Raw genomic sequence first — 19,341 nt, 5'->3', positions numbered from 1 at the left:
TGCGCGTCGACGTGGCACGAGTGGCCTGCTGCGTCCGGCCGATGCGACGCGTTGGCGTCCAGGACCAACACCTCGCCGCGCACGTTCTCACACCTCGGCGCGCACGCGCTAACACTTCGGCGTGCAAGAACTAACACTTCGCGGGGTCAGCCGGCGAGGCGGGCGGGGGCGTCGGTGACGGCGGCGGCGAGGCTGGCGACGGGGTCGACGAAGACCGGTTCCATGGCCATCTCGGCGGCGCCGAGCAGGACCGAGTCGGTGCCGAGGCCCGGCAGCGTCATCCGTACGGCGTCGCGCGTCGGCCCCAGCGCGCGCTCGCCGAGGCCGGTGGTGACCTCGGTGCGGCAGAGCCGGAAGAGCGGCAGGAAGTAGCCGCCGAGGATGACCACGCTCGGGTTGAAGATGTTCACGACCGAGGCGAGGCCGCGGCCGAGGTCGGTCGCGATCGGGCGCAGCTCGCGGGGCGCGACGGTCATCGCGTCGAGGATCTCGCCGAGCCGGGCGACCTGGTCGGCGGGGCAGCGCAACGCCTCCGCGATGGCCGGCGCACCGACGACCGTCTCCCAGCAGCCTCGGCTGCCGCAGTGGCAGGGCAGGCCGCGGGCGTCGTGGTAGAGGTGGCCGACCTCGCCGGCGTACCCGGCGACACCCTCGAGCCGGTGGCCGCTGGTGATCACGCCGGCACCGACACCGACGTTGCCGGAGAGGTACACCACGTCGTCGACCCCGACCGCGGCACCGCGACGGTGCTCGGCGAGGGCACCGAGGTCGGCGTCGTTCCCCAGCGCGATGGGTACGTCGAGCGACAACGCTGCGAGCACGATGGACCCGAAGGAGACGTCGTGCCAGTTCAGGTTCGGCGCGTGGCGGATCAGCCCGTCGCTGCGTCGTACCAGACCGGGGACGGCGATGCCGATGCCCATCAATGGCGCGTCGGCCGGCGACAGGGCGACGACCTGACGCACGAGGTTGGCGACGGTCGAGCCGACCAGCCACGCCTCCGGCTCCTCGGGGATCGGGGCCGCGGCGCGGTGCCAGATCTTCCCGCCGAGGCCGACCCGGGCGACGACCGCGTGGTCGACGCCGAGGTCGACGGCGACGACGTACGGACCGTCGTCCCGGATCCGGACCCCCGCCGAGGGCCGCCCCGCCCCGCGACGCTCGGTCGCGGGGGAGGCGTGCTCGATGAGGGAGAGGGTGTCCAGCTCGCTGACCAGGGCGGCGATGGTCGAGCGGTTGAGGCCCATCCGGGCGGTCAGCTCGGCGCGGGAGACCTCGCCCGAGTCGTGCACGTGGCGCAGCAGGGTCCCGAGATTGTGACGGCGGACCGCTTCCTGGTTGGTACCGGTCCCCGTCCGCACACCTGCCACGCTAGACCCCGCTGGCCGAGCGCCGACGCCGGGAGAGGGCGTCCACGCTCGCAGCGAGGAGCAGCACACCGCCGGTGACCAGGTAGTTGGCGTAGCTCTCCTCGATGAGGAGTGGCAGCCCGTTGTCGACGGTCGCCAGGACGATGCCGCCGATGACGCCGTCGATCGCCCGGCCGCGGCCACCGAAGAGGCTGGTGCCGCCGATGACGGCCGCACCCACCGCGTACAGCAGGACGTTGCCGCCACCCGAGCCCGGCGAGACCTTGCCGCTGTAGGCGGCCTGCAGGATGCCGGCGACCGCAGCGAGCGAGGAGCACAGCACGAACGCCATGATCCGCATGTAGATCACGTTGATGCCAGCCCGGCGCGCGGCCTCGGTGTTGCCGCCGACGGCGTAGAGGTGCCGGCCGAAGGTGGTGCGGCTGAGCAGGAAGGTCATCAGGATGAGGATCACGATGACGACGGGGACCATCCACGGGATGCCCTCGATCGGGAAGACCGGGTTGCGGCTGCGGTTCTCGCTGAAGTACGCCGTCAGGCCGAGCACCACGACGGCGACGACGCCGATCCGCACCAGCACGAGACCGAACGGCGGACGGGCGAGGTCGCGGGCGACCTTGCGGCGGAAGGTGAAGAGCGCGATTGCGACGTAGAGCACCACGATGGCGATCGCCGCGACCCAGCCGAGGGTGATCGGCACGTTCTTGATGGCGAGGCCGCGCAGCACCTCGTCGTTGAAGCGGACCGAGCCGCCCTGTCCGATCAGCTTCAGCATCACGCCCTGCAGGGCGAGGAAGAAAGCCAGGGTCACGACGAACGACGGGATGCCGAGCTTGGCGACGGCGGTTCCGATGATCGTGCCGATCACGGCGCCGGTCGCGAGCCCGCCGACGACGGCGACCGGCCACGACTGGCCGTGGTCGACGATCATCAGGGCGGTGACCGCGGCGCTGGTGCCGCCGGCGAAGCCCGCCGAGAGGTCGATCTCGCCGATCAGCAGCACCGGTACGAGCGCCATCGCGAGCACGCAGATCGGCGCCGCCTGCACGGTGAGGTTGGCCAGGTTGAGGTTGGTGAAGAAGCTGTCGGTGGTCAGCCCGAACACGAGGAAAAGCACGAGCAGGCCGAGCAGCGCGGGCAGCGAGCCCATGTCGCCGCCGCGGACCCGGTTCAGGTAGTCGATGCCCGCCTCGCGCAGAGTGCCGGCGCGGTGGCTGTCGACGGCGAAGTCCGCCTCCGCGTACGAGGGCGTGGCGGGCGTGGTCTCAGGAGTCTCGGTGGTCATCGTGGCCCTCAGATCGCTGCCGTCGCGGGGGACTCGGAGATGCCGTGACTCTCGCTGCGGCCGGCCGTGATCAGCTCGACCACCTCGCGGTGGGTCACCTCGGAGGTCGGTACGTCGGCCGCGACGCGACCGAGGTAGAGCGCGGTGATGCGGTCGGCGACCTCGAAGACGTCGGTCATGTTGTGCGAGATCAGGACGACGCCGAGGCCGCGGTCGGCGAGGCGTCGTACCAGGTCGAGGACCTGGCGGGTCTGGGCCACGCCCAGGGCCGCGGTCGGCTCGTCGAGGAGCACGATCTTCGAGTTCCAGAGCACGGCCTTCGCGATGGCGACGGTCTGGCGCTGGCCGCCGGACAGGCTCGCGACGGGCTGGCGGACGGACTTCACGGTGCGCACGGACAGCGAGGCGAGCGTCTCGCGCGCCTTCGACTCCATCTCGGCCTCGTTGAGGACGGGCCAGCGGCGCAGCTCGCGGCCGAGGAACATGTTCTGGACGATGTCCAGGTTGTCGCAGAGCGCGAGGTCCTGGTAGACGACCTCGACGCCGAGGGAGGCGACGTCGCGCGGGCCGTGGACGGTGACCGGGGCTCCGTCGAAGAGGTAGTCGCCGCTGTCGCGGCCGTAGATCCCGGCGATGACCTTCACCAGGGTCGACTTGCCGGCGCCGTTGTCACCGACGAGGGCGGTCACCTGGCCCGGGTAGACGGCGAAGTCGACGTCGTGCAGGACGTGGACGACGCCGAAGCTCTTGTTGACACCGCGCAGCTCGAGCAGCGGTTCGGTCATGCCTGTGCCTCCAGGGTGGCGGGGATCGGGATGGGTGGTGCGGGGTGGGGCGCCCGGGCCGGTGGGCCCGGGCGCCCCTCGTCAGCGTCTCCGGTCAGGAGACGCCGGCGTCCGTGCAGAGCTTGGCGAAGTCACCCGTGCACACGTCGTCCTTGGACTGGCCGCCGTCGGAGATGACGTCCTTGACGGTGTCCTTGGTGATCGCCTGCGGGTCGAGCAGGATGCTCGGGACCTCGCTGTTGTCGGTCGAGTCCGGCGTGGTGCCGTTGGTCTCGGCCTCCTTGCCGGACGCCAGCGCGATGGCCGCGTCGGCGAGGGCGCCGGCCTCGAGCTTGGCCGACTTGTAGATGGTCATGCACTGGGTGCCGGCGAGGATGTTCTGCAGACCCTCGACGGTGGCGTCCTGGCCGGTCACCGGGACCTTGCCGGCGAGACCGTTCTTCTCCAGGATCGAGATCGCCGAGCCGCCCAGGCCGTCGTTGGCCGCGAGCACGCCGTCGACCTTGCCGCCCGCCTTGGTGAAGAGCTGCTCGAAGATCGTGACGGCCTCGTCGTTGTCCCAGTCCGGGACGGCCTGCTCGCCCACGACCTTGTACTTCGAGATCTTGTCGAGCACGCTGTGCGCACCCGCGGCGAAGAGCGTCGCGTTGTTGTCGGTCGGCGAGCCGTTCAGGTAGATGATGTTCGAGGCCTTGTCGCCGAGGCAGTCCGCGAGACCCTGGCCCTGCAGCTCGCCGACCTTGTTGTTGTCGAACGAGACGTAGTAGTCAGCCGAGCCGCCGAGCGTGAGGCGGTCGTAGTCGATGGTCTTGACGCCCTGCGAGGCGGCCTTCTCCTCGATGGCCGCGCCGGACTCGGAGTCCAGGTTGACGATCGCCAGCACCGTCACGCCGTCGGCGATCATGCCGTCGGCGATCTTGGTCATGTTGTCGGCGTTGCCCTCGGCGTTCTTGATGTCGTAGTCGACGCCGGCCGCCTTGAAGGCGTCCTCGAGGGCGGGGCGGTCGGCGCTCTCCCAGCGGACCGACGACTTGGTGTCAGGAAGGATCACGCCGATCTTGCCGGTCTTGGCGTCACCGCTGTCCTTGCCCGAGTCGTCGCTCCCGCACGCAGCAAGGGAGAGGGCGAGGCCCAGTCCTGCCACTGCCGTGATCGCAGCATTCCTGCGCATCAACATCCAACCGCCTCCTCGCGATCCAGGCCCGGTGCGGCGTGGATCGCGCACCTTACTCGTCAGGCCATATGTTGTTTGGAACAACATATGGAGTGATGAGGGTCACGTAAAGGGCTTCGGCGAAATTTTCTGCTTCCGGGGTCGCTGAAGGGTCCTGAACGTCTCGAGGACGCCGGAATTGCCGGCGGTACGACGGCCGCGCGGGTCAGTCGCGCGCGGGCACGCCGTAGAGCGTGGTGCGCTCGCGGACGGGGCGGTCGATGCCGGCCCCGATCTCCTCGAGCTCGGCGACCGTCTTGGCGGAGCCGTGCTCGGAGCCGGCCATGCGGGAGATGGTCTCCTCCATGAGGGTGCCGCCGAGGTCGTTGGCGCCGGCGTTGAGCATGGCGCGGGTCCCCTCGACGCCGAGCTTCACCCAGGAGGTCTGGATGTTGTCGATGCGGCCGTGGAGCAGGATCCGGGCCATGGCGTGGACGGCGAGGTTGTCGCGGTGGGTCGGGCCGGGGCGGGCGACGCCGGCGAGGTAGATCGGCGCGCTGGTGTGGACGAACGGCAGGGGGACGAACTCGGTGAATCCACCGGAGCCGAACTCCTGGGCCTTGTCCTGCACACCCTTCAGTACGTTGAGGTGGCCGACCCAGTGGCGGGGGTTGTCGACGTGGCCGTACATCATCGTCGAGGTGGTGGGCAGGCCGACGCGGTGTGCGGTGGAGACGATCTCGATCCACGTGGAGGTGGGGAGCTTGCCCTTGGTGAGGACCCAGCGGACCTCGTCGTCGAGGATCTCCGCGGCGGTGCCGGGCAGGGACCCGAGGCCGGCTTCGCGAGCCTTGATCAGGAAGTCCTCGATCGACAGGCCCGTGCGGGCGGTGCCGTTGACGACCTCCATGGGGGAGAAGGCGTGCACGTGCATGCCGGGCACGCGCTTCTTCACGGCGGCGGCGATGTCGAAGTACGCGGTCGCAGGCAGCTCGGGGTCGATGCCACCCTGCATGCAGACCTCGGTCGCACCGAGGTCCCAGGCCTCCTGGGCGCGATCGGCCACCTCGTCGTAGGACAGGGAGTAGGCGTCGGCGTCGGTCTTGCGTTGCGCGAACGCGCAGAACCGGCAGCCGACGTAGCAGACGTTGGTGAAGTTGATGTTCCGGTTGACGACGTAGGTCACCGGATCGCCGACCACCTCGCGGCGCAGGTCGTCGGCCAGTCGTACGACGGATTCGAGCAGCGCGCCTGAAGCCGTCATCAGCGTCAGCGCGTGCTCGTCGGACAGGTTGCCCGGATCGGCCTCCGCCGCGCGGAGCGCGTCGCCGCCCTCGGCGTGCAGCACGGCAGGCGCGCCGTCGATCAGTCCGGTGCGAGAGGCGGCCTCCTGCACGGAGTCCCAGTCCCCGTAGACCGACGCGAAGTCGGACCGCCGGTCAGCAGTACGTCCCTCGGTGTCGACCGCCTCGAACAGGTCCGTACGGCCGGCGGACTCGAGCGCCTGGTCGGGCTCCTGCCACGGCAGGCCGGTCGGGCGGACCTCGGGTACCGCGAGCCCGTCGGGGGCCGCGAGGGCCCGCACGTGGGCGTGCAGCCGCGGGTCGATCCACGCCTCGCCCCGCTGGAGCGACCCGACGACGTACTCGGGGTGCACGGTCAGCCGCGCCTTCAGTTCGAACCCGCAGGACGCGGTGATCGACCGGAGCCGGTCGAGGGAGGGCCAGGGCCGTTCGGGGTTCACGTGGTCCGGGGTCAGGGGGGAGACGCCGCCCCAGTCGTCGATGCCGGCGTCGAGCAGCGCCTTGCACTCGGTGAGGTCGACCAGGTTGGGGGGCGCCTGGATCCGGGTCTTCGGACCGAGCACGATGCGGGTGACCGCGATCGCGGCGCGGTACTCGGCCAGGTCGAGGTCGTCGACGTGGCGCATCGCGGTGTCTGGCTTGGCGCGGAAGTTCTGGACGATGACCTCCTGCACGGCGCCGTACGCGCGGGTCGTGGCCCGGAGCGCGAAGATCGTCTCGGCCCGCTCGGTCAGCGTCTCGCCGATCCCGACCAGCAGGCCGGTGGTGAACGGGATGCCGTGGCGTCCGGCGTCCTCGAGTACCCGGAGCCGGACGGCGGGGTCCTTGTCGGGGGAGCCGTGGTGAGCCTCGCCCTTGGTCTCGAACAGCCGCGTCGAGGTGGTCTCGAGCATCATCCCCATCGACGGGGAGACCGGCTTGAGCCGGTTGAGCTCCTCCCAGGTCATCACGCCGGGATTGAGGTGGGGCAGCAGCCCGGTCTCCTCGAGCACCCGGATCGCCATCGCGCGGATGTAGGCCAGGGTGGAGTCGTAGCCCTGCTCGTCGAGCCAGGCCTGCGCCTCGGGCCACCGGTCCTCGGGCCGGTCGCCCAACGTGAACAGCGCCTCGAGGCACCCGAGCTCGGCGCCCTGGCGGGCGATGTCGAGGATCTCGTCGGGCGAGAGGTACGGCGCCCGACCTTCGCGTGCCGCCTGGGCCGGTGTCTCGACGAAGGTGCAGTAGTGGCAGCGGTCCCGGCACAGCTTGGTGATCGGGATGAACACCTTGGGGGAGTAGGTCACCACGCCCGGCCGGCCGGCGGCGACCAGGCCCGCGTCGCGGACCCGCGCCGCGACCACGCACAGGCGGTCCAGCTCCTCCCCGGTCGCGGCGAGCAACGCCTCGGCCTCGGCGACGTCGAGCGCAGCACCGCGCTCCGCGCGCGCGAGTGCGCGGCGTACCTGCTGGGGGGTGGGACCATCCGTCATGACTGCTTCAGGGTACCGGGTCGGGGTCAGAAGTAGAACAGGTTCTACTGGACAACGGACTGCTCCCACGGACCGGAAGTTCCGGTCCGTGGGAGCAGTGGGGTCAGGCGGTCAGACGCCCGCCGGCACCTTGTCCGGCTCGGCGGCCGGGGGTTGCTCGGTGGATGCCTCTGCCTGGTCGAGCTTGCTCGGCCACCAGACCTTGCGGCCGAGGTCGAGGTTGAGCGCCGTGACGAGTACCGACCGCACGATGATCGTGTCGAGCAGGACCCCGAGCGCGACCGTCGTGCCGAGCTGCAGCGTGAAGGTCATCGGCATCGTCCCGAGCATCGCGAAGGTCGCGGCCAGCACCAGCCCGGCCGAGGTGATCACGCCGCCCGTGGAGGCCAGGGCGATCAGCGATCCCTTGCGCGTGCCATGGATCGCCGCCTCCTCGCGGACCCGGGTCATCAGGAAGATGTTGTAGTCGATGCCCAGCGCCACGAGGAACACGAAGGCGAACAACGGGAAACCTGGATCGGTGTGCTCGCGCCCGTAGAGGAAGTCGAACACCAGCCCCGAGATGCCGAGCGCGGCGCCGAAGGACAGGATCACCGTGCCGATCAGCAGGACCGGCGACACGATCGACCGCAACAGCCCGATCAGGATCAGCAGCACCGCGCCCAGGACGATCGGGATGATCACCTTGTTGTCCCTCGACGAGGCATCCATGATGTCGACGGTCACTGCCGACATGCCCGTGGTCAGCGCATCCGCATCCGGTACGTCGTGCACGGCTGCCCGCACGGCATGGACCGCGTCGAAGGCCTTGTCGGAGTAGGGATCGCTGGTGAGCTCGGCGACGATGAGCGCGACGCCGTCCTTCTCCGCGACCTTCACCGGCGCCGCGATGCCCTGGACGCCCTCCATGGCGGCGACGACCGCGTCGGCCTTGTCGGCGTTGGCCACCACCTGGATGGGCGTGCTGGCGTCGACCAGGCCGTGCTCGATCAGGATGGTCTGGCCGGTGACGGAGTCCTGGTCCTGGGTGTACTGCTCGTCGCTGGGGATGCCGCTGGTGTCCAGGCGCAGGAAGCCCAGGCACAAGATGGCGAGGACGGCGGCGGTGCCGACCCAGACGATCCGCGGTCGCGGCGAGATCGCGTTTCCGACGCGCGCCCAGAGGCCGGACGCCGTGGGCTCCTTGCTGCCGAGGCGCGGGACGAAGGGCCAGAAGACCCAGCGCCCGCAGATCACCAGCAGGGCCGGAAGCAGGGTCACCATGACCACGAAGGTCACTGCGACGCCGACCGCGTTGGCTGGCCCCATCCCTGCGGTGGAGTTGAGGTCGGCGAACATCAGGCACAGCAGGCCCACGACGACCGTCGCGGCGCTGGCGAGGATGGCCGGGGCGGCGCGGTGCAGCGCGAACGCCATGGCCTCGTGCCGGTCCTCGTGACGCCTCAGCTCCTCGCGGTAGCGCGCCACGAGCAGCAGGGCGTAGTCGGTGCCGGCGCCGATGACCAGCACCGTCAGGATGAACTGCGTCTGGCCGTTGACGGTGAGGCTGGTGTTCTTGGCGAGGAAGTAGAGCAGGCCCATGGATGCGCCCAGGCCCACGACCGCGCTGAGGATCGGGAGCAGCCAGAGGATCGGGCTGCGGTAGGTCACCAGCAGGATCAGGATGACGACACCCAGCGTGATGAGGAGCAGGTTGCCGTCGCCGGAGGAGAAGATCGTCGCGGCGTCGGCGCTCTGGCCGCCCGCGCCGGCGAGGTAGGACTCGACGCCGTCGATCTTGATGATCTTGTCGACCTCGGGCTTGAGGTCGGGCAGCTCCTCCCAGAGCTTGTCGCCGTAGTTGACCGTGAACTCGAGCTTGGCGACCTGGCCGTCTTCGGAGACGAATGGCGTCGGGATGCCCGCGGACGAAGCGCCCTTGGGCGAGATCACGTCGGAGACGCCGTCGAGCTTCGCGATCTCGGCGGCGTCCTCCTCGATGGCCGCGAGGTCGCCAGGAGTCAGTCCGGCCTCGCGGTAGTAGACGACGGTCGTGCCGACGTCGTAGGGGTCCTGGAAGGCCTCCAGTTTCTGGAAGGCCTTGGTCGACTCGGCGCTCTCGGGCAGCCAGGACTCGGTCTCGTTGTTCTGGACGTCGATGAGCTTGCCCGCGAAGGAGGCAAGTCCGCCGGCGATCACGATGACCGCGACGAGGACGATCCACTTGGTGACGGGGCCGGTGAGCTTTCCGGCTATCTGACGGTGCATGGTGGGAACTCTTCCAGTGGGAACCGACAACGGCATCGGGATTTCTCCGGAGGTGACCCTGAGATCACCCCGGAATCATCGGCCGACGGGAACTTCTTCCACACACAGGACGAACGACGGCCCCGGATCTCGACATCCGGGGCCGTCGTTCGTCGTGCGGGAGGGGTCAGAGGCCGAGGAACCGGCCGATGATCTCCTTCTGGATCTCCGTCGTGCCGCCGTAGATCGTCTGGATCCGGGTGTCCGCGTAGGCCTTCGCGATGGGGTACTCCATCATGTAGCCGTAGCCACCGTGCATCTGCACGCCCTGGTCCACGATCTTCTTCTGCAGCTCGGTGGTCCACCACTTCGCCATCGACGCCAGCGCCGTGTCGACCTCGCCCTTGTTGAGCTGCTCGACGCAGTGGTTGACGAAGGTACGGGCGACGTACGCCTCGGTCGCCATCTCGGCCAGGGTGAAGCGCGTGTTCTGCAGCTTGCCGATCGGCTTGCCGAAGGCCTCACGGGTCTTCACGTAGTCGAGCGTGAGGTCGAGGGTGTGCTCGATCGCGGCGATGGCGATGCAGGCGATGGAGACCCGCTCCTGGGGCAGGTTCTGCATCAGGTAGACGAAGCCCTGGCCCTCCTCGCCGAGCAGGTTGGTCTTGGGGACGATGACATTGTCGAAGCTCAGCTCCGCGGTGTCCTGCGCCTTGAGGCCGAGCTTCTCGAGGTTGCGGCCGCGGGTGAAGCCCTCCATGCCCTCCTCGACGACGAGCAGGCTGATGCCGTGCGCGCCCGCCTCGGGGTTGGTGCGCGCGACGACGATCACCAGGTCCGACAGGATGCCGTTGCTGATGAACGTCTTCGAGCCGTTGAGGACGTAGTGGTCGCCCTTGTCGACGGCGGTGGTGCGGATGCCCTGGAGGTCGGAGCCCGCGCCGGGCTCGGTCATCGCGATGGCGGTGATGGTCTCGCCGCTGACGGTGCCCGGCAGCCAGCGCGCCTTCTGCTCGTCGTTCCCGATGGCGACGATGTAGGGGACGATGATGTCGGTGTGGACGGCGAAGCCTGGGCCGCTGGCCCCGGCCCGCGCGCACTCCTCGGCGACGACCATGTTGTAGCGGAAGTCCTTGATCCCGAGGCCGCCGTACTCCTCGGGCACCTCGAAGCTGAGGATGCCGGCCTCGCCGGCCTTGCGCCACACCTCGCGGCTGACGACGCCGTCCTTCTCCCACTGCTCGTGGAAGGGCTTGACCTCGCGCTCCATGAAGGCGCGCACGGTCTGGCGGAAGTCCTCGTGCTCGGTCTCGTAGATGCTGGGACGCTCGGGCATCAGCTCACCCATTCCTTGATCTGTGCGATGGTCGCGGCCGGGTCGTCCGACGCGGGGGAGACGGAGAGGTTCGTGACGCCGGACTCCTTGAAGGCGGCGATCCGCTCCTGGACGTACGACGCCGGGCCGACCAGGTTGCCGGCCTCGAGCCACTCGAGGGGGACCAGTGCCTCGGCCTCCTTCTTCTTGCCGGAGAGGTAGAGGTCCTGGATCTCCTTGGCCTCCTTCTCGAACCCGTACTCGCAGGCGAGCTGGTTGTAGAAGTTCTTGTCGCGCGCGCCCATGCCGCCGACGTACAGGGCGTAGAGCGGGCGCATGAAGTCGAGCAGGGCCTTGGTCTCGGGGCCCTCGCCGATGGCGACCATGCCGCCGGCGCAGATCTCGAGCGGCTTGAGGTCGGCGGAGCGCTTCGCGGCGCCGCGGGCGAGCGGCTCGCCCCAGACGTCCTTGGCCTTCTCGGGGTAGTACAGGAAGGGCAGCCAGCCGTCGGCGACCTCGGCGGTCATCGCGACGTTCTTGTCGCCGAGCGCCGCGACCCAGATCGGCAGGTCGGCGCGCTCGGGCTTGTTGAGCAGCTTGAGCGGCTTGCCGAGGCCGAGGCCCTGGCCCTCGGGCAGCGGGACCTGGACGGTCCTGCCCTGGTAGTCGAGGCGCTCGCCGCGCAGGCCGGCGCGCAGCACCTCGATGACCTCGCGGGTGCGGGTCAGCGGTCGGTCGTACGGCAGGCCGTGGAAGCCCTCGATGACCTGCGGACCGGACGCGCCCAGGCCCAGCACCGCGCGGCCGCCGGAGACGTTGTCGAGGCCGGCCGCGGTCTGCAGCAGGGCGCCCGGGGTGCGCGAGTAGACGTTGAGGATGCCGGCGCCGATCTCGACGGTCTCCGTCTTGGCGGCGAGGTAGCCCATCAGGGTCGGCGCGTCGAAGCCGTACGGCTCGGCCACCCAGATGGTGTCCAGGCCGGCCTTCTCCAGCGCGGCGACCTGGTCGGCCGACTCGCGCGGGTTGCCCGCGTAGACGAGGGGCATCGAGAGCTTCATGGAAATCCCTTCCGGCGCGGACGCCGAACTCGACGGTGAGGGGCGCGGGGCGACCCCGCCAGTACAACTGTGACAGTAATACTGTCACAATGTCTACGGTCTCCCTCTACGAGACCGTCGCCGGAGCGGCCACGCGCCGCCGTGATAGGAGGAAGCGTGACTTCTGAGACCTCTCCCCGCCACACCGTCGCCGTGATCGGTGGCACCGGCCCGCAGGGCAAGGGCCTGGGCTACCGCTTCGCGCGCCACGGCCACGACATCGTCCTGGGCTCCCGCGCCGCCGAGAAGGCCGAGGCCGTGGCCGCGGAGGTGACCGAGCGCCTGACCTCCGTCGAGGGCGCCGGGACTGCCCGCGGTGCCGCCAACGCCGACGCGATCGCCGCGGCCGACGTGGTGCTGCTCGCCGTGCCGTACGACGGCCACGACGAGCTGGTCGCCTCCCTGGCGGCCGACCTGGCCGGCAAGACCGTCATCTCGTGCGTCAACCCGCTCGCCTTCGACAAGCGCGGCGCGCACGGTCAGGTGATCAACGGCGGTGAGGGCTCGGCCGCCGAGTCCGCTGCCGAGCTGGCTCCCGAGGCCACCGTCGTCGGCGCGTTCCACAACGTCTCCGCGATCGGCCTGTGGAGCGAGGACGAGTTCCTCGACGAGGACGTGATCGTGGTGGGTGACTCGGTCGAGGGCAAGCAGGTCGCGATCGACCTCGCCGCCTCCGTCACCGGTCGTCCGGGTGTGGACGGCGGCAAGCTCCGCCTCGCTCGCGTCCTGGAGCCCTTCACGGCGGTGCTGATCTCGATCAACCGGAAGTACAAGATCCACTCCGGCATCCGGGTCACCGGCCTCGACCACTGAGCAAGCTCACCGGGCGTCCGCGACCAGCCGCTCGATGATCGGAGCAGCCGCGGGGCTCGGCTGCCAGATGCTGTTGGTGGCGTCGTCGACCGAGAACCAGCTGTCGCCGCAGTCCGACCGGATCTCGACCCGGTCCCCCCACGTCGTGAGCCCGACGATGCGGGGGAACGGCGGCGACGACGCGCAGTCGACGTAGCCCGCGTTCTTCGTGGTGTGCGCGGCCATGTCGCCCAGCAGCAGGTCGAGCTCGTCGTCCGTGACCGTCGCCGGTGTGCCGTCGCCGACGCACACCGCGGCCACGGCGAGGTCCTGTGCCCGGCCGAGCGTGGGGGAGGCGGGCTGGGCCGCGCAGTCGATCCGCGACGCGTCCGGTGCCTGGGGGCGGAGTCGTTCGCGCTGGGCGCGCAGCAGGTCGATGAAGCGCTGCCACGGCACGTCCGCCCCGGTGCGCTCGACGCCGTGGACGACGACGGGCCGGCATCCGTAGAGGTCGCCGGACGCGACCACCGGCGGGCCGTCGGAGTAGGCGAAGACCAGCTGGTAGCCGGGACCGAGCTCCATCGTGCAGCCTTGGTCGGCGGCCGCCGTCGGCAACCCGTTCACCGCCTCGGCGACCTCGTCGACGCCGGTGACCAGGGCGTCGACGGGCACCTCGATCGGGTTGCCGTTGCCGGCGCACAGGCGCACCGAGCTCGCGCCGTCGGGCACGTGGTCGGGACCGACCTGGGTCCGGGCGTCGACCGGGGAGGCCGGGCAGGCCGGGGCGTCGTACGGCGACGCGGCGACCACGTCGTCGGCGTCGTGCGGTGAGCCCTCGCCGCCGCTCACGACCGCGACCACGCCGGCCACCGCCAGCACGGAGGCCGCCGCGCCGCCGATCACCACGGCCGTCGTACGACGGGCGCGACGCGCCATCGCCCGGGCACCGTCGGCCCGGTCGGGGGAGGCGGGCGGCGTGGGGACGGCGTCGGCCAGTCCGTCGCGCAGCCAGTTCTCGTCAGTCATCGCTGGACTCCTCTCGTCGCAGGTGGGGAGAGGAGCGCAGGGCGGTCAGTGCCCGCGAGCACTGGCTCTTCACGGTGCCGACGCCGATCCCGAGGACCGCCGCCGTCTGCTGTTCGGTCAGGTCCTCGAAGTACCGGAGCACGACCACGGCCCGCTGCCCTCGGGGCAGCCGGTCGAGGGCGGCGACCAGGTCGTTGCGCGTGTCCCGGTCCTCGGCCGCGGCGGCCTGCTCGGGCAGGTGCTCCGTCGGTCGCTCACCGCGCCACTTGCGCCGCCACCAGGAGACGTAGGTGGTGTACATGACGCGGCGGACGTAGGCCTCGAAGCCGTCGGGGCCGACCCGTTCCCAGGCCCGCCACGACTTCGCCAGCGCGGTCTGGACCAGGTCCTCGGCGCCGTGCCGGTCGGCCGTCAGCAGCCATGCCGAGCGCCAGAGGGCGTCGCCGCGGGCAGCGACGAAGCCGTCGAACCCGTCGTCCGGCACGGCCTCGAGCGGCATCGCGTCCACCACCGTTCGCTCCATCGGCACTCCTCTCACCTGTCCAAAGCGGTGAGGGGTGGCGAAAGGTTGTCAGCCGGCGAGGCCTTCCACGACCTCGGCGCGCGGGAGCTGTGCGAGCAGTCTGCCGGGGACCAGCAGCTTCGAGCGTCGCAGGCCCGACCCGATGACCGCGACGTCGATGTCCGCGACCCGCGCGTCGACCAGCAGTCGCCAGCCCTCGGGGAGACCGACCGGGGTGATGCCGCCGTACTCCATCGCCGACTCGGCGACGGCCCGCTCGAGCGGGAGGAAGGACGGCTTGCGTACGTCGAGCAGCCGCTTGACCGTGTGGTTGACGTCGGCGCGGGTGTCGGCGCGGACCAGGCAGGCCGCGATCCGCTCGTCGCCCTCGCGCCTGCCCGCGACGAGGACGCAGTTGGCGCCGGCCTCCATCGGTACGTCGTAGGCCGCGCTCATCGCGGCCGTGTCGGCGAGCTCCGGGTCGATCTCGACCACGGCGACGCCCGCCGCCCCCGGCCAGGAGGCCAGGGCGGCCGCGACCGGGGGCGCGACGAGCTCGGGGTGGTCGAGCGCTGGGAGGGAGGTCAGGCGGGGGAGCCGGGGGAGTTCTACTGCCACCCGTGCATGGTGCCCGAGCGGTGGTCGGGGTGGTCGGGGTGGTCGGGGTGGTCGTGGTGGCGCGCCCCGCGCAGCACGGTGGCGACCAGTCCGACGGCGCCGGCGGCGAGCCACGGCAGGCCCATCATCCAGCCGTGGTGCTCGATCTCGACCACGTCGCCGGTGACCAGCGCCCACACCACGACCAGGCCGACGAAGGCGACGCCCATCACCAGGTGGCCGGTGTTGACGGGGTGCCATCCGGTGCGACGCCCGGTGGCGTCCTGCTCGTGGGTGCTCATGCCGCTTCCTTCTCGGTCAGGACCTCGACCTGGCCGAGGACCATGTCGGCCTCGATGGTGAGGGTCGGGTCGGTGGGGTCGTCGGTCTCGTGTGTCGCCTTGTCGGCGCTGTCCGACTTCTGGTCGAAGAGCACGACCTCGCCGGCCGTGATCTGCGCGTCGACGTCCACCTTGAGGCCGTCGTCGGGGACGACCACGCGGATGTGGCCGATCCGGGCGTCGAGCTCGAGCTTCCTGTCGTCGAGCGCCTCGAGCTCGCTCTCGGGCAGGTCGGTCAGGTCGATGACGATCTCGCCGACGCCGAGCTCGTAGCTGCCCTTCAGCTCGTCGGCCGTGTCGATGGTCGGGGCGATCTGCCCGATGTGGTGGTTGCCGACCACCGAGGTCCCCGCGGTGGCCATTGCGGCCAGCAGGCCGACGAGGATCAGGCCGCCGGCGCGGCCGTAGAAGGCGCCGACCAGGAGCATCACGCCGACCACGCCCAGCACCGTCGCCGGGTACGCCGACACGGCGACGTCGACTCCCGCGAGGTCCATCGTGCCGACCACGCCGAGGGCCAGGACGGCCAGCGCGAGGGCGAACGGGAACAGGATCGGGCCGCGCTTGCGGGGGTCGACGTTCCGCCACGGCGGGGCCGGGGTGGGCGGCACCCAGGGCCGGTAGCCCTCGTACGTCGGGTCGGCGGCGCCCGGCGGAGGTGGTGGCACGGCGGGCCCACCGAGGTGGCCGGCGCGGTTCTCCTTCGCCTGCTTGCTGCCGAACACGACGAGCAGGACCAGGCCGACGACCATCAGGGGCCAGGGGAAGTCCATGCCGCCGACGGAGTCGCCGATGACCGACGCGACCGCGAGCACGCCCGCGATGATCAGCGCCGCCGTGCGGACGCCCTCCTCGGTGCGGATGACCGTGTCGCCGGTGTCCTCCTCGGGGACGAGGACCCACGCGACGCCGTACAGGATGAGGCCGCCGCCACCGAAGAAGGTGAGGATCACGAACGCGACCCGCACCAGCAGGGGGTCGATGTCGAGGTGGCGGGCGATGCCGCCGGCGACGCCGGAGACCTTGCGGTCGGTCCGGCTGCGGCGCAGGCGGCCGAGGTCGCGGACCTCGTCGCGGGTCACGCGGGGGCCGGTGGGGCCGGGCTCGCTCCCGGTCTCGGTGTCGTGCGGTGAACTCATGTGCCAAGCCTGAACGTCGGGACGGGACGAAACCATCGGGGAGTGCCCTGATCCTGCCGCATCCACCCCGGGTCCGGCTCAGGGTCCGGTCAGGGTTCTTACCCCTGCTCCCGCACGGACCGCTGTGTGACGATGGATGCACCATGACCACGACCGCTGCCCCCGCGCCCCCGGCTGCCTCCGCAGCCCGGGACGTGCGCCGTGCGTGGCGCGACCTGCGCAACCCGGTGCTGGGCGGCGTCGCGGCCGGACTGGCCGAGCACCTGGCGGTCCCGGTGCTCTGGGTGCGGGTGGCCTTCGTCGTCGCGACCTTCGTCGGCGGCTCGGGCGTGGCGGCGTACGCCGTGCTGTGGGCCATGCTCCCGGCCGGACCCCCGCCGTCGATGCTCGCGCCCGGACTGGAGAGCGCGAGCCGTGACGGCCGCCGCCCCGGGCGTCGCGGCCGCCGGCTCTCCGACGTCGGCCCGGTCATCACGCTGTCCGCGCTGGGCGTCGGCGCGGTCTTCGCGACCGGTGCGGTGCTCGGCACCGGCTGGTGGGTCTGGCCGCTCGCGATCGCCGTCGCCGGTGTCGCGCTGCTGTGGCGCCAGGCCGACGAGGCGCAGCGCGAGCGGTGGCTCGACGCGACCGGCAAGGTCGACCCGGTCCGGGTCGTGCTCGGCGGTGGCGGCTGGGCGGCGTGGGCGCGGATCGCCGTCGGCCTCGGTCTCGTCGTGATCGCGATGGTGCTCTTCACGCTGCGCGACGGCTCGCTGTCGGTGGCCCGTGACGCGACCCTCGCGGTGGTTCTCGCCGTCGGCGGCATCGGCATCGTGGCCGGTCCCTTCGTCTACCGCCTGATGACCGAGCTCGGCCAGGAGCGCGAGGAGCGGGTGCGCACCCAGGAGCGCGCCGACGTGGCCGCCCACCTGCACGACTCCGTCCTGCAGACCCTCGCCCTCATCCAGAAGAACCCGGCCGACGCCGCCCGCCTCGCCCGTGCCCAGGAGCGCGACCTGCGGGCGTGGCTGTACGCCGGCGAGTCCCTCGACGAGGCCACGGTGGCGAGCGCGCTGCGGGCGGCCGCCGCCGAGATCGAGGACGCCTACGGCATCACCGTCGACGTGGTCGCCGTCGGTGACTGCGACTACGACGAGCACCTGCGCCCGGTCGTGCTCGCGGCACGGGAGGCGACGACCAACGCGGCCAAGCACGCCGGCGTACCCCGCGTCGACGTGTACGCCGAGATCACGCCGACGGGTGTCGACGTCTTCGTCCGCGACCGCGGAGCCGGCTTCGACCCGGCCGCCACCCCGGAGGACCGGCTCGGCGTACGACGCAGCATCATCGACCGCATGGAACGGCACGGCGGCCGGGCCGAGATCCGCTCGGCGCCGGGTGAGGGCACAGAGGTCCGGCTGCACCTGGACCGACGATCGAAGGAGTCCGATGAGTGACCCGGTGCGCGTGGTGGTCGTCGACGACCACGCCATGTTCCGTCGCGGCGTCAGCGCCGAGCTCGCCACGACCGGCGCGGGACGCGTCGAGGTGGTGGCCGAGGCTGCCGACGTCGACGAGGCGGTGGCGGCCGTGACGACCCACCGGCCGTCCGTCGTGCTGCTCGACGTGCACCTGCCGGGTGGCGGAGGCGTGGAGGTGATCCGGCGGGTCAACGACCCCGAGGTCCGCTTCCTCGCGCTGTCGGTCTCCGACGCCGCCGAGGACGTCATCGGCACCATCCGCGGCGGCGCCCGGGGCTACGTCACCAAGACGATCACCGGCCCCGAGCTGGTCGACGCCATCGGCCGCGTGGCCGACGGTGACGCGGTGTTCTCCCCGCGGCTGGCCGGCTTCGTGCTCGACGCCTTCGCCGGCGCCGGTCTCTCCGCCGACCTGGCCAGCGTCGACGAGGACCTCGACCGGCTCACCGAGCGCGAGCGTGAGGTGATGCGGCTGATCGCCCGCGGCTACTCCTACAAGGAGGTCGCCAAGGAGCTGTTCATCTCGATCAAGACGGTCGAGACCCACATGTCGTCGGTGCTGCGCAAGCTCCAGCTGTCCTCGCGCCACGAGCTGACCCGGTGGGCATCGGACCGGCGGCTGCTGTGAGGGCGCTCGCCGCGGCCGTTGCCGCGGCGGTGCTGCTCGCGGGCTGCTCGGACACGCCCGAGCCGGCCCCCGCGCCGACGACGGCGGGTACGCCGAGCTCGAGCGCGCCCGCGGACCCGGGTCCGCGGTACTCCGCCTGGGAGCTGGGTGTCCACGCGCTGCCCCGCACCGCCGACGGCTTCGGCGAGGTCCTGCCGACGCCGAAGGCGCTGCGCGTGCGGCGCTTCCGCACCACGGACCTGCTGCCCCCGCCCGCGGACGGGCGGTTCCACGCGACGGTCGGGGCCGTGACGCCCGCGATCCGCACGCGCATGGGGGCGACCTGGTCGCCCGCGTGCCCGGTCGCGCTGGCCTACCTGGCCTACCTGAACCTGACCTTCCGGGGCTTCGACGGCGGCGTGCACACCGGCGAGCTGGTGGTCGCCGCCGACCAGGCGGACAACGTGGTGTCGGTGTTCCGCACGCTGTTCCGGGCGTCGTACCCGATCGAGGAGATGCGGCTCCCCACGACGGCGGACCTCGAGGCGCCGCCCACCGGCGACGGCAACAACACGGCCGGGCTGGTGTGCCGCGCGGCCCGCGGCCAGACGTCGTGGTCGGCGCACGCCTACGGCCTCGCGGTCGACGTGAACCCCTTCCTCAACCCGTACAGCAAGGGCGACCTGGTGCTGCCCGAGCGCGCGTCGGCGTACCTCGACCGGACCCGCACGCAGCCCGGGATCATCCATCCCGGCGACGTCGTCGTCAGGGCCTTCACGCGGATCGGGTGGACCTGGGGCGGCTCGTGGAGCTCGCTGAAGGACTACCAGCACTTCAGCGCGACCGGGCGCTGATCCGCCCGTCGTACCGCAT

The 19,341-nt window shown here is 71.2% G+C and carries 17 protein-coding genes; 4 read left to right on the top strand and 13 right to left on the bottom strand.

Features of this window, described 5'->3' with window-relative positions:
- Positions 1-146 precede the first annotated feature (146 nt).
- The 8 genes from ASE20_RS20265 to ASE20_RS20230 form a co-directional block, all read right to left on the bottom strand.
- The gene (locus tag ASE20_RS20265; RefSeq protein ID WP_056896337.1) at positions 147-1,361 is read right to left on the bottom strand and encodes an ROK family transcriptional regulator; all 1,215 of its coding nucleotides are present in this window, start codon (positions 1,359-1,361) and stop codon (positions 147-149) included.
- Between the two features lie 10 nt (positions 1,362-1,371).
- A complete protein-coding gene (locus ASE20_RS20260; protein WP_056896336.1) occupies positions 1,372-2,655 on the bottom strand; it encodes a sugar ABC transporter permease in 1,284 nt (427 codons plus the stop codon).
- Between the two features lie 8 nt (positions 2,656-2,663).
- Positions 2,664-3,440 carry an ATP-binding cassette domain-containing protein gene (locus ASE20_RS20255; protein ID WP_056896335.1) on the bottom strand — a complete coding sequence of 259 codons (777 nt, stop codon included), beginning with the start codon at positions 3,438-3,440 and terminating at the stop codon, positions 2,664-2,666.
- A 94-nt stretch (positions 3,441-3,534) separates the two neighbouring features.
- Positions 3,535-4,617, bottom strand: a complete 1,083-nt coding sequence (locus tag ASE20_RS20250) for a sugar ABC transporter substrate-binding protein (protein ID WP_225869257.1) — start codon at positions 4,615-4,617, stop codon at positions 3,535-3,537.
- 202 nt (positions 4,618-4,819) lie between these two features.
- On the bottom strand, positions 4,820-7,366 hold the full coding sequence (locus ASE20_RS20245; RefSeq protein ID WP_056896334.1) for a bifunctional FO biosynthesis protein CofGH: 2,547 nt from the start codon (positions 7,364-7,366) through the stop codon (positions 4,820-4,822).
- A 111-nt stretch (positions 7,367-7,477) separates the two neighbouring features.
- A complete protein-coding gene (locus ASE20_RS20240) occupies positions 7,478-9,613 on the bottom strand; it encodes an MMPL family transporter (RefSeq protein WP_056896333.1) in 2,136 nt (711 codons plus the stop codon).
- Positions 9,614-9,779: 166 nt separating this feature from the next.
- The gene (locus tag ASE20_RS20235; RefSeq protein ID WP_056896426.1) at positions 9,780-10,928 is read right to left on the bottom strand and encodes an acyl-CoA dehydrogenase family protein; all 1,149 of its coding nucleotides are present in this window, start codon (positions 10,926-10,928) and stop codon (positions 9,780-9,782) included.
- Positions 10,928-11,965 (bottom strand): LLM class F420-dependent oxidoreductase, encoded by a 1,038-nt coding sequence (locus tag ASE20_RS20230; RefSeq protein ID WP_056896332.1) that lies wholly within the window; start codon positions 11,963-11,965, stop codon positions 10,928-10,930. Before ASE20_RS20230 ends, ASE20_RS20235 begins: the two co-directional genes overlap by 1 nt.
- A gap of 156 nt (positions 11,966-12,121) precedes the next feature.
- On the opposite strand from ASE20_RS20230, the gene npdG reads away from it, so the two are divergent.
- A complete protein-coding gene (gene npdG, locus ASE20_RS20225) occupies positions 12,122-12,817 on the top strand; it encodes an NADPH-dependent F420 reductase (protein WP_056896331.1) in 696 nt (231 codons plus the stop codon).
- Positions 12,818-12,823: 6 nt separating this feature from the next.
- On the opposite strand, the gene ASE20_RS20220 is transcribed toward npdG, so the two are convergent.
- The 5 genes from ASE20_RS20220 to ASE20_RS20200 are packed head-to-tail and all read right to left on the bottom strand — an operon-like array spanning position 12,824 to position 16,401.
- Positions 12,824-13,822: a hypothetical protein gene (locus ASE20_RS20220; protein ID WP_056896330.1), complete on the bottom strand. Its 999-nt coding sequence runs from the start codon at positions 13,820-13,822 to the stop codon at positions 12,824-12,826.
- Positions 13,815-14,345, bottom strand: coding sequence for a SigE family RNA polymerase sigma factor (locus ASE20_RS20215; protein WP_225869256.1), 531 nt, complete (start codon positions 14,343-14,345; stop codon positions 13,815-13,817). Before ASE20_RS20215 ends, ASE20_RS20220 begins: the two co-directional genes overlap by 8 nt.
- A 48-nt stretch (positions 14,346-14,393) precedes the next feature.
- Positions 14,394-14,942, bottom strand: coding sequence for a YbaK/EbsC family protein (locus ASE20_RS20210; protein ID WP_056896329.1), 549 nt, complete (start codon positions 14,940-14,942; stop codon positions 14,394-14,396).
- On the bottom strand, positions 14,933-15,223 hold the full coding sequence (locus ASE20_RS25700; protein WP_056896328.1) for a hypothetical protein: 291 nt from the start codon (positions 15,221-15,223) through the stop codon (positions 14,933-14,935). The genes ASE20_RS20210 and ASE20_RS25700 overlap by 10 nt, the downstream gene beginning before the upstream one ends.
- Positions 15,220-16,401 carry a PspC domain-containing protein gene (locus ASE20_RS20200; protein WP_056896327.1) on the bottom strand — a complete coding sequence of 394 codons (1,182 nt, stop codon included), beginning with the start codon at positions 16,399-16,401 and terminating at the stop codon, positions 15,220-15,222. Before ASE20_RS20200 ends, ASE20_RS25700 begins: the two co-directional genes overlap by 4 nt.
- Positions 16,402-16,544: 143 nt before the next feature.
- Between ASE20_RS20200 and ASE20_RS20195 the strand changes: the two genes are divergently transcribed.
- From ASE20_RS20195 to ASE20_RS20185, 3 genes are read left to right on the top strand one after another with little or no spacing between them, the layout of a single operon-like run.
- Positions 16,545-17,837 (top strand): ATP-binding protein, encoded by a 1,293-nt coding sequence (locus ASE20_RS20195; RefSeq protein WP_056896326.1) that lies wholly within the window; start codon positions 16,545-16,547, stop codon positions 17,835-17,837.
- Complete coding sequence (locus ASE20_RS20190; protein WP_056896325.1) at positions 17,830-18,489, top strand: LuxR C-terminal-related transcriptional regulator; 660 nt, start codon at positions 17,830-17,832, stop codon at positions 18,487-18,489. Before ASE20_RS20195 ends, ASE20_RS20190 begins: the two co-directional genes overlap by 8 nt.
- The gene (locus ASE20_RS20185) at positions 18,462-19,322 is read left to right on the top strand and encodes a M15 family metallopeptidase (protein WP_225869255.1); all 861 of its coding nucleotides are present in this window, start codon (positions 18,462-18,464) and stop codon (positions 19,320-19,322) included. The genes ASE20_RS20190 and ASE20_RS20185 overlap by 28 nt, the downstream gene beginning before the upstream one ends.
- The last annotated feature ends 19 nt before the right edge of the window (positions 19,323-19,341 follow it).

It is taken from the genome of Nocardioides sp. Root240, assembly GCF_001428825.1.
Classification (GTDB): Bacteria; Actinomycetota; Actinomycetes; order Propionibacteriales; family Nocardioidaceae; genus Nocardioides.
Note: the sequence above shows the minus strand (reverse complement) of the source record. Positions and strands in the feature narration are given on the sequence as shown.

Excerpts from the sequence above, each read along its gene's own strand:
- ASE20_RS20260 (WP_056896336.1), bottom strand. The coding sequence starts at position 2,655 with ATGACCACCGAGACTCCTGAGACCACGCCCGCCACGCCCTCGTACGCG.
- ASE20_RS20255 (WP_056896335.1), bottom strand. The coding sequence starts at position 3,440 with ATGACCGAACCGCTGCTCGAGCTGCGCGGTGTCAACAAGAGCTTCGGC.
- ASE20_RS20250 (WP_225869257.1), bottom strand. The coding sequence starts at position 4,617 with ATGTTGATGCGCAGGAATGCTGCGATCACGGCAGTGGCAGGACTGGGC.
- ASE20_RS20245 (WP_056896334.1), bottom strand. The coding sequence starts at position 7,366 with ATGACGGATGGTCCCACCCCCCAGCAGGTACGCCGCGCACTCGCGCGC.
- ASE20_RS20240 (WP_056896333.1), bottom strand. The coding sequence starts at position 9,613 with ATGCACCGTCAGATAGCCGGAAAGCTCACCGGCCCCGTCACCAAGTGG.
- ASE20_RS20235 (WP_056896426.1), bottom strand. The coding sequence starts at position 10,928 with ATGCCCGAGCGTCCCAGCATCTACGAGACCGAGCACGAGGACTTCCGC.
- ASE20_RS20230 (WP_056896332.1), bottom strand. The coding sequence starts at position 11,965 with ATGAAGCTCTCGATGCCCCTCGTCTACGCGGGCAACCCGCGCGAGTCG.
- ASE20_RS20220 (WP_056896330.1), bottom strand. The coding sequence starts at position 13,822 with ATGACTGACGAGAACTGGCTGCGCGACGGACTGGCCGACGCCGTCCCC.
- ASE20_RS20215 (WP_225869256.1), bottom strand. The coding sequence starts at position 14,345 with ATGGAGCGAACGGTGGTGGACGCGATGCCGCTCGAGGCCGTGCCGGAC.
- ASE20_RS25700 (WP_056896328.1), bottom strand. The coding sequence starts at position 15,223 with ATGAGCACCCACGAGCAGGACGCCACCGGGCGTCGCACCGGATGGCAC.
- ASE20_RS20200 (WP_056896327.1), bottom strand. The coding sequence starts at position 16,401 with ATGAGTTCACCGCACGACACCGAGACCGGGAGCGAGCCCGGCCCCACC.
- ASE20_RS20195 (WP_056896326.1), top strand. The coding sequence starts at position 16,545 with ATGACCACGACCGCTGCCCCCGCGCCCCCGGCTGCCTCCGCAGCCCGG.
- ASE20_RS20190 (WP_056896325.1), top strand. The coding sequence starts at position 17,830 with ATGAGTGACCCGGTGCGCGTGGTGGTCGTCGACGACCACGCCATGTTC.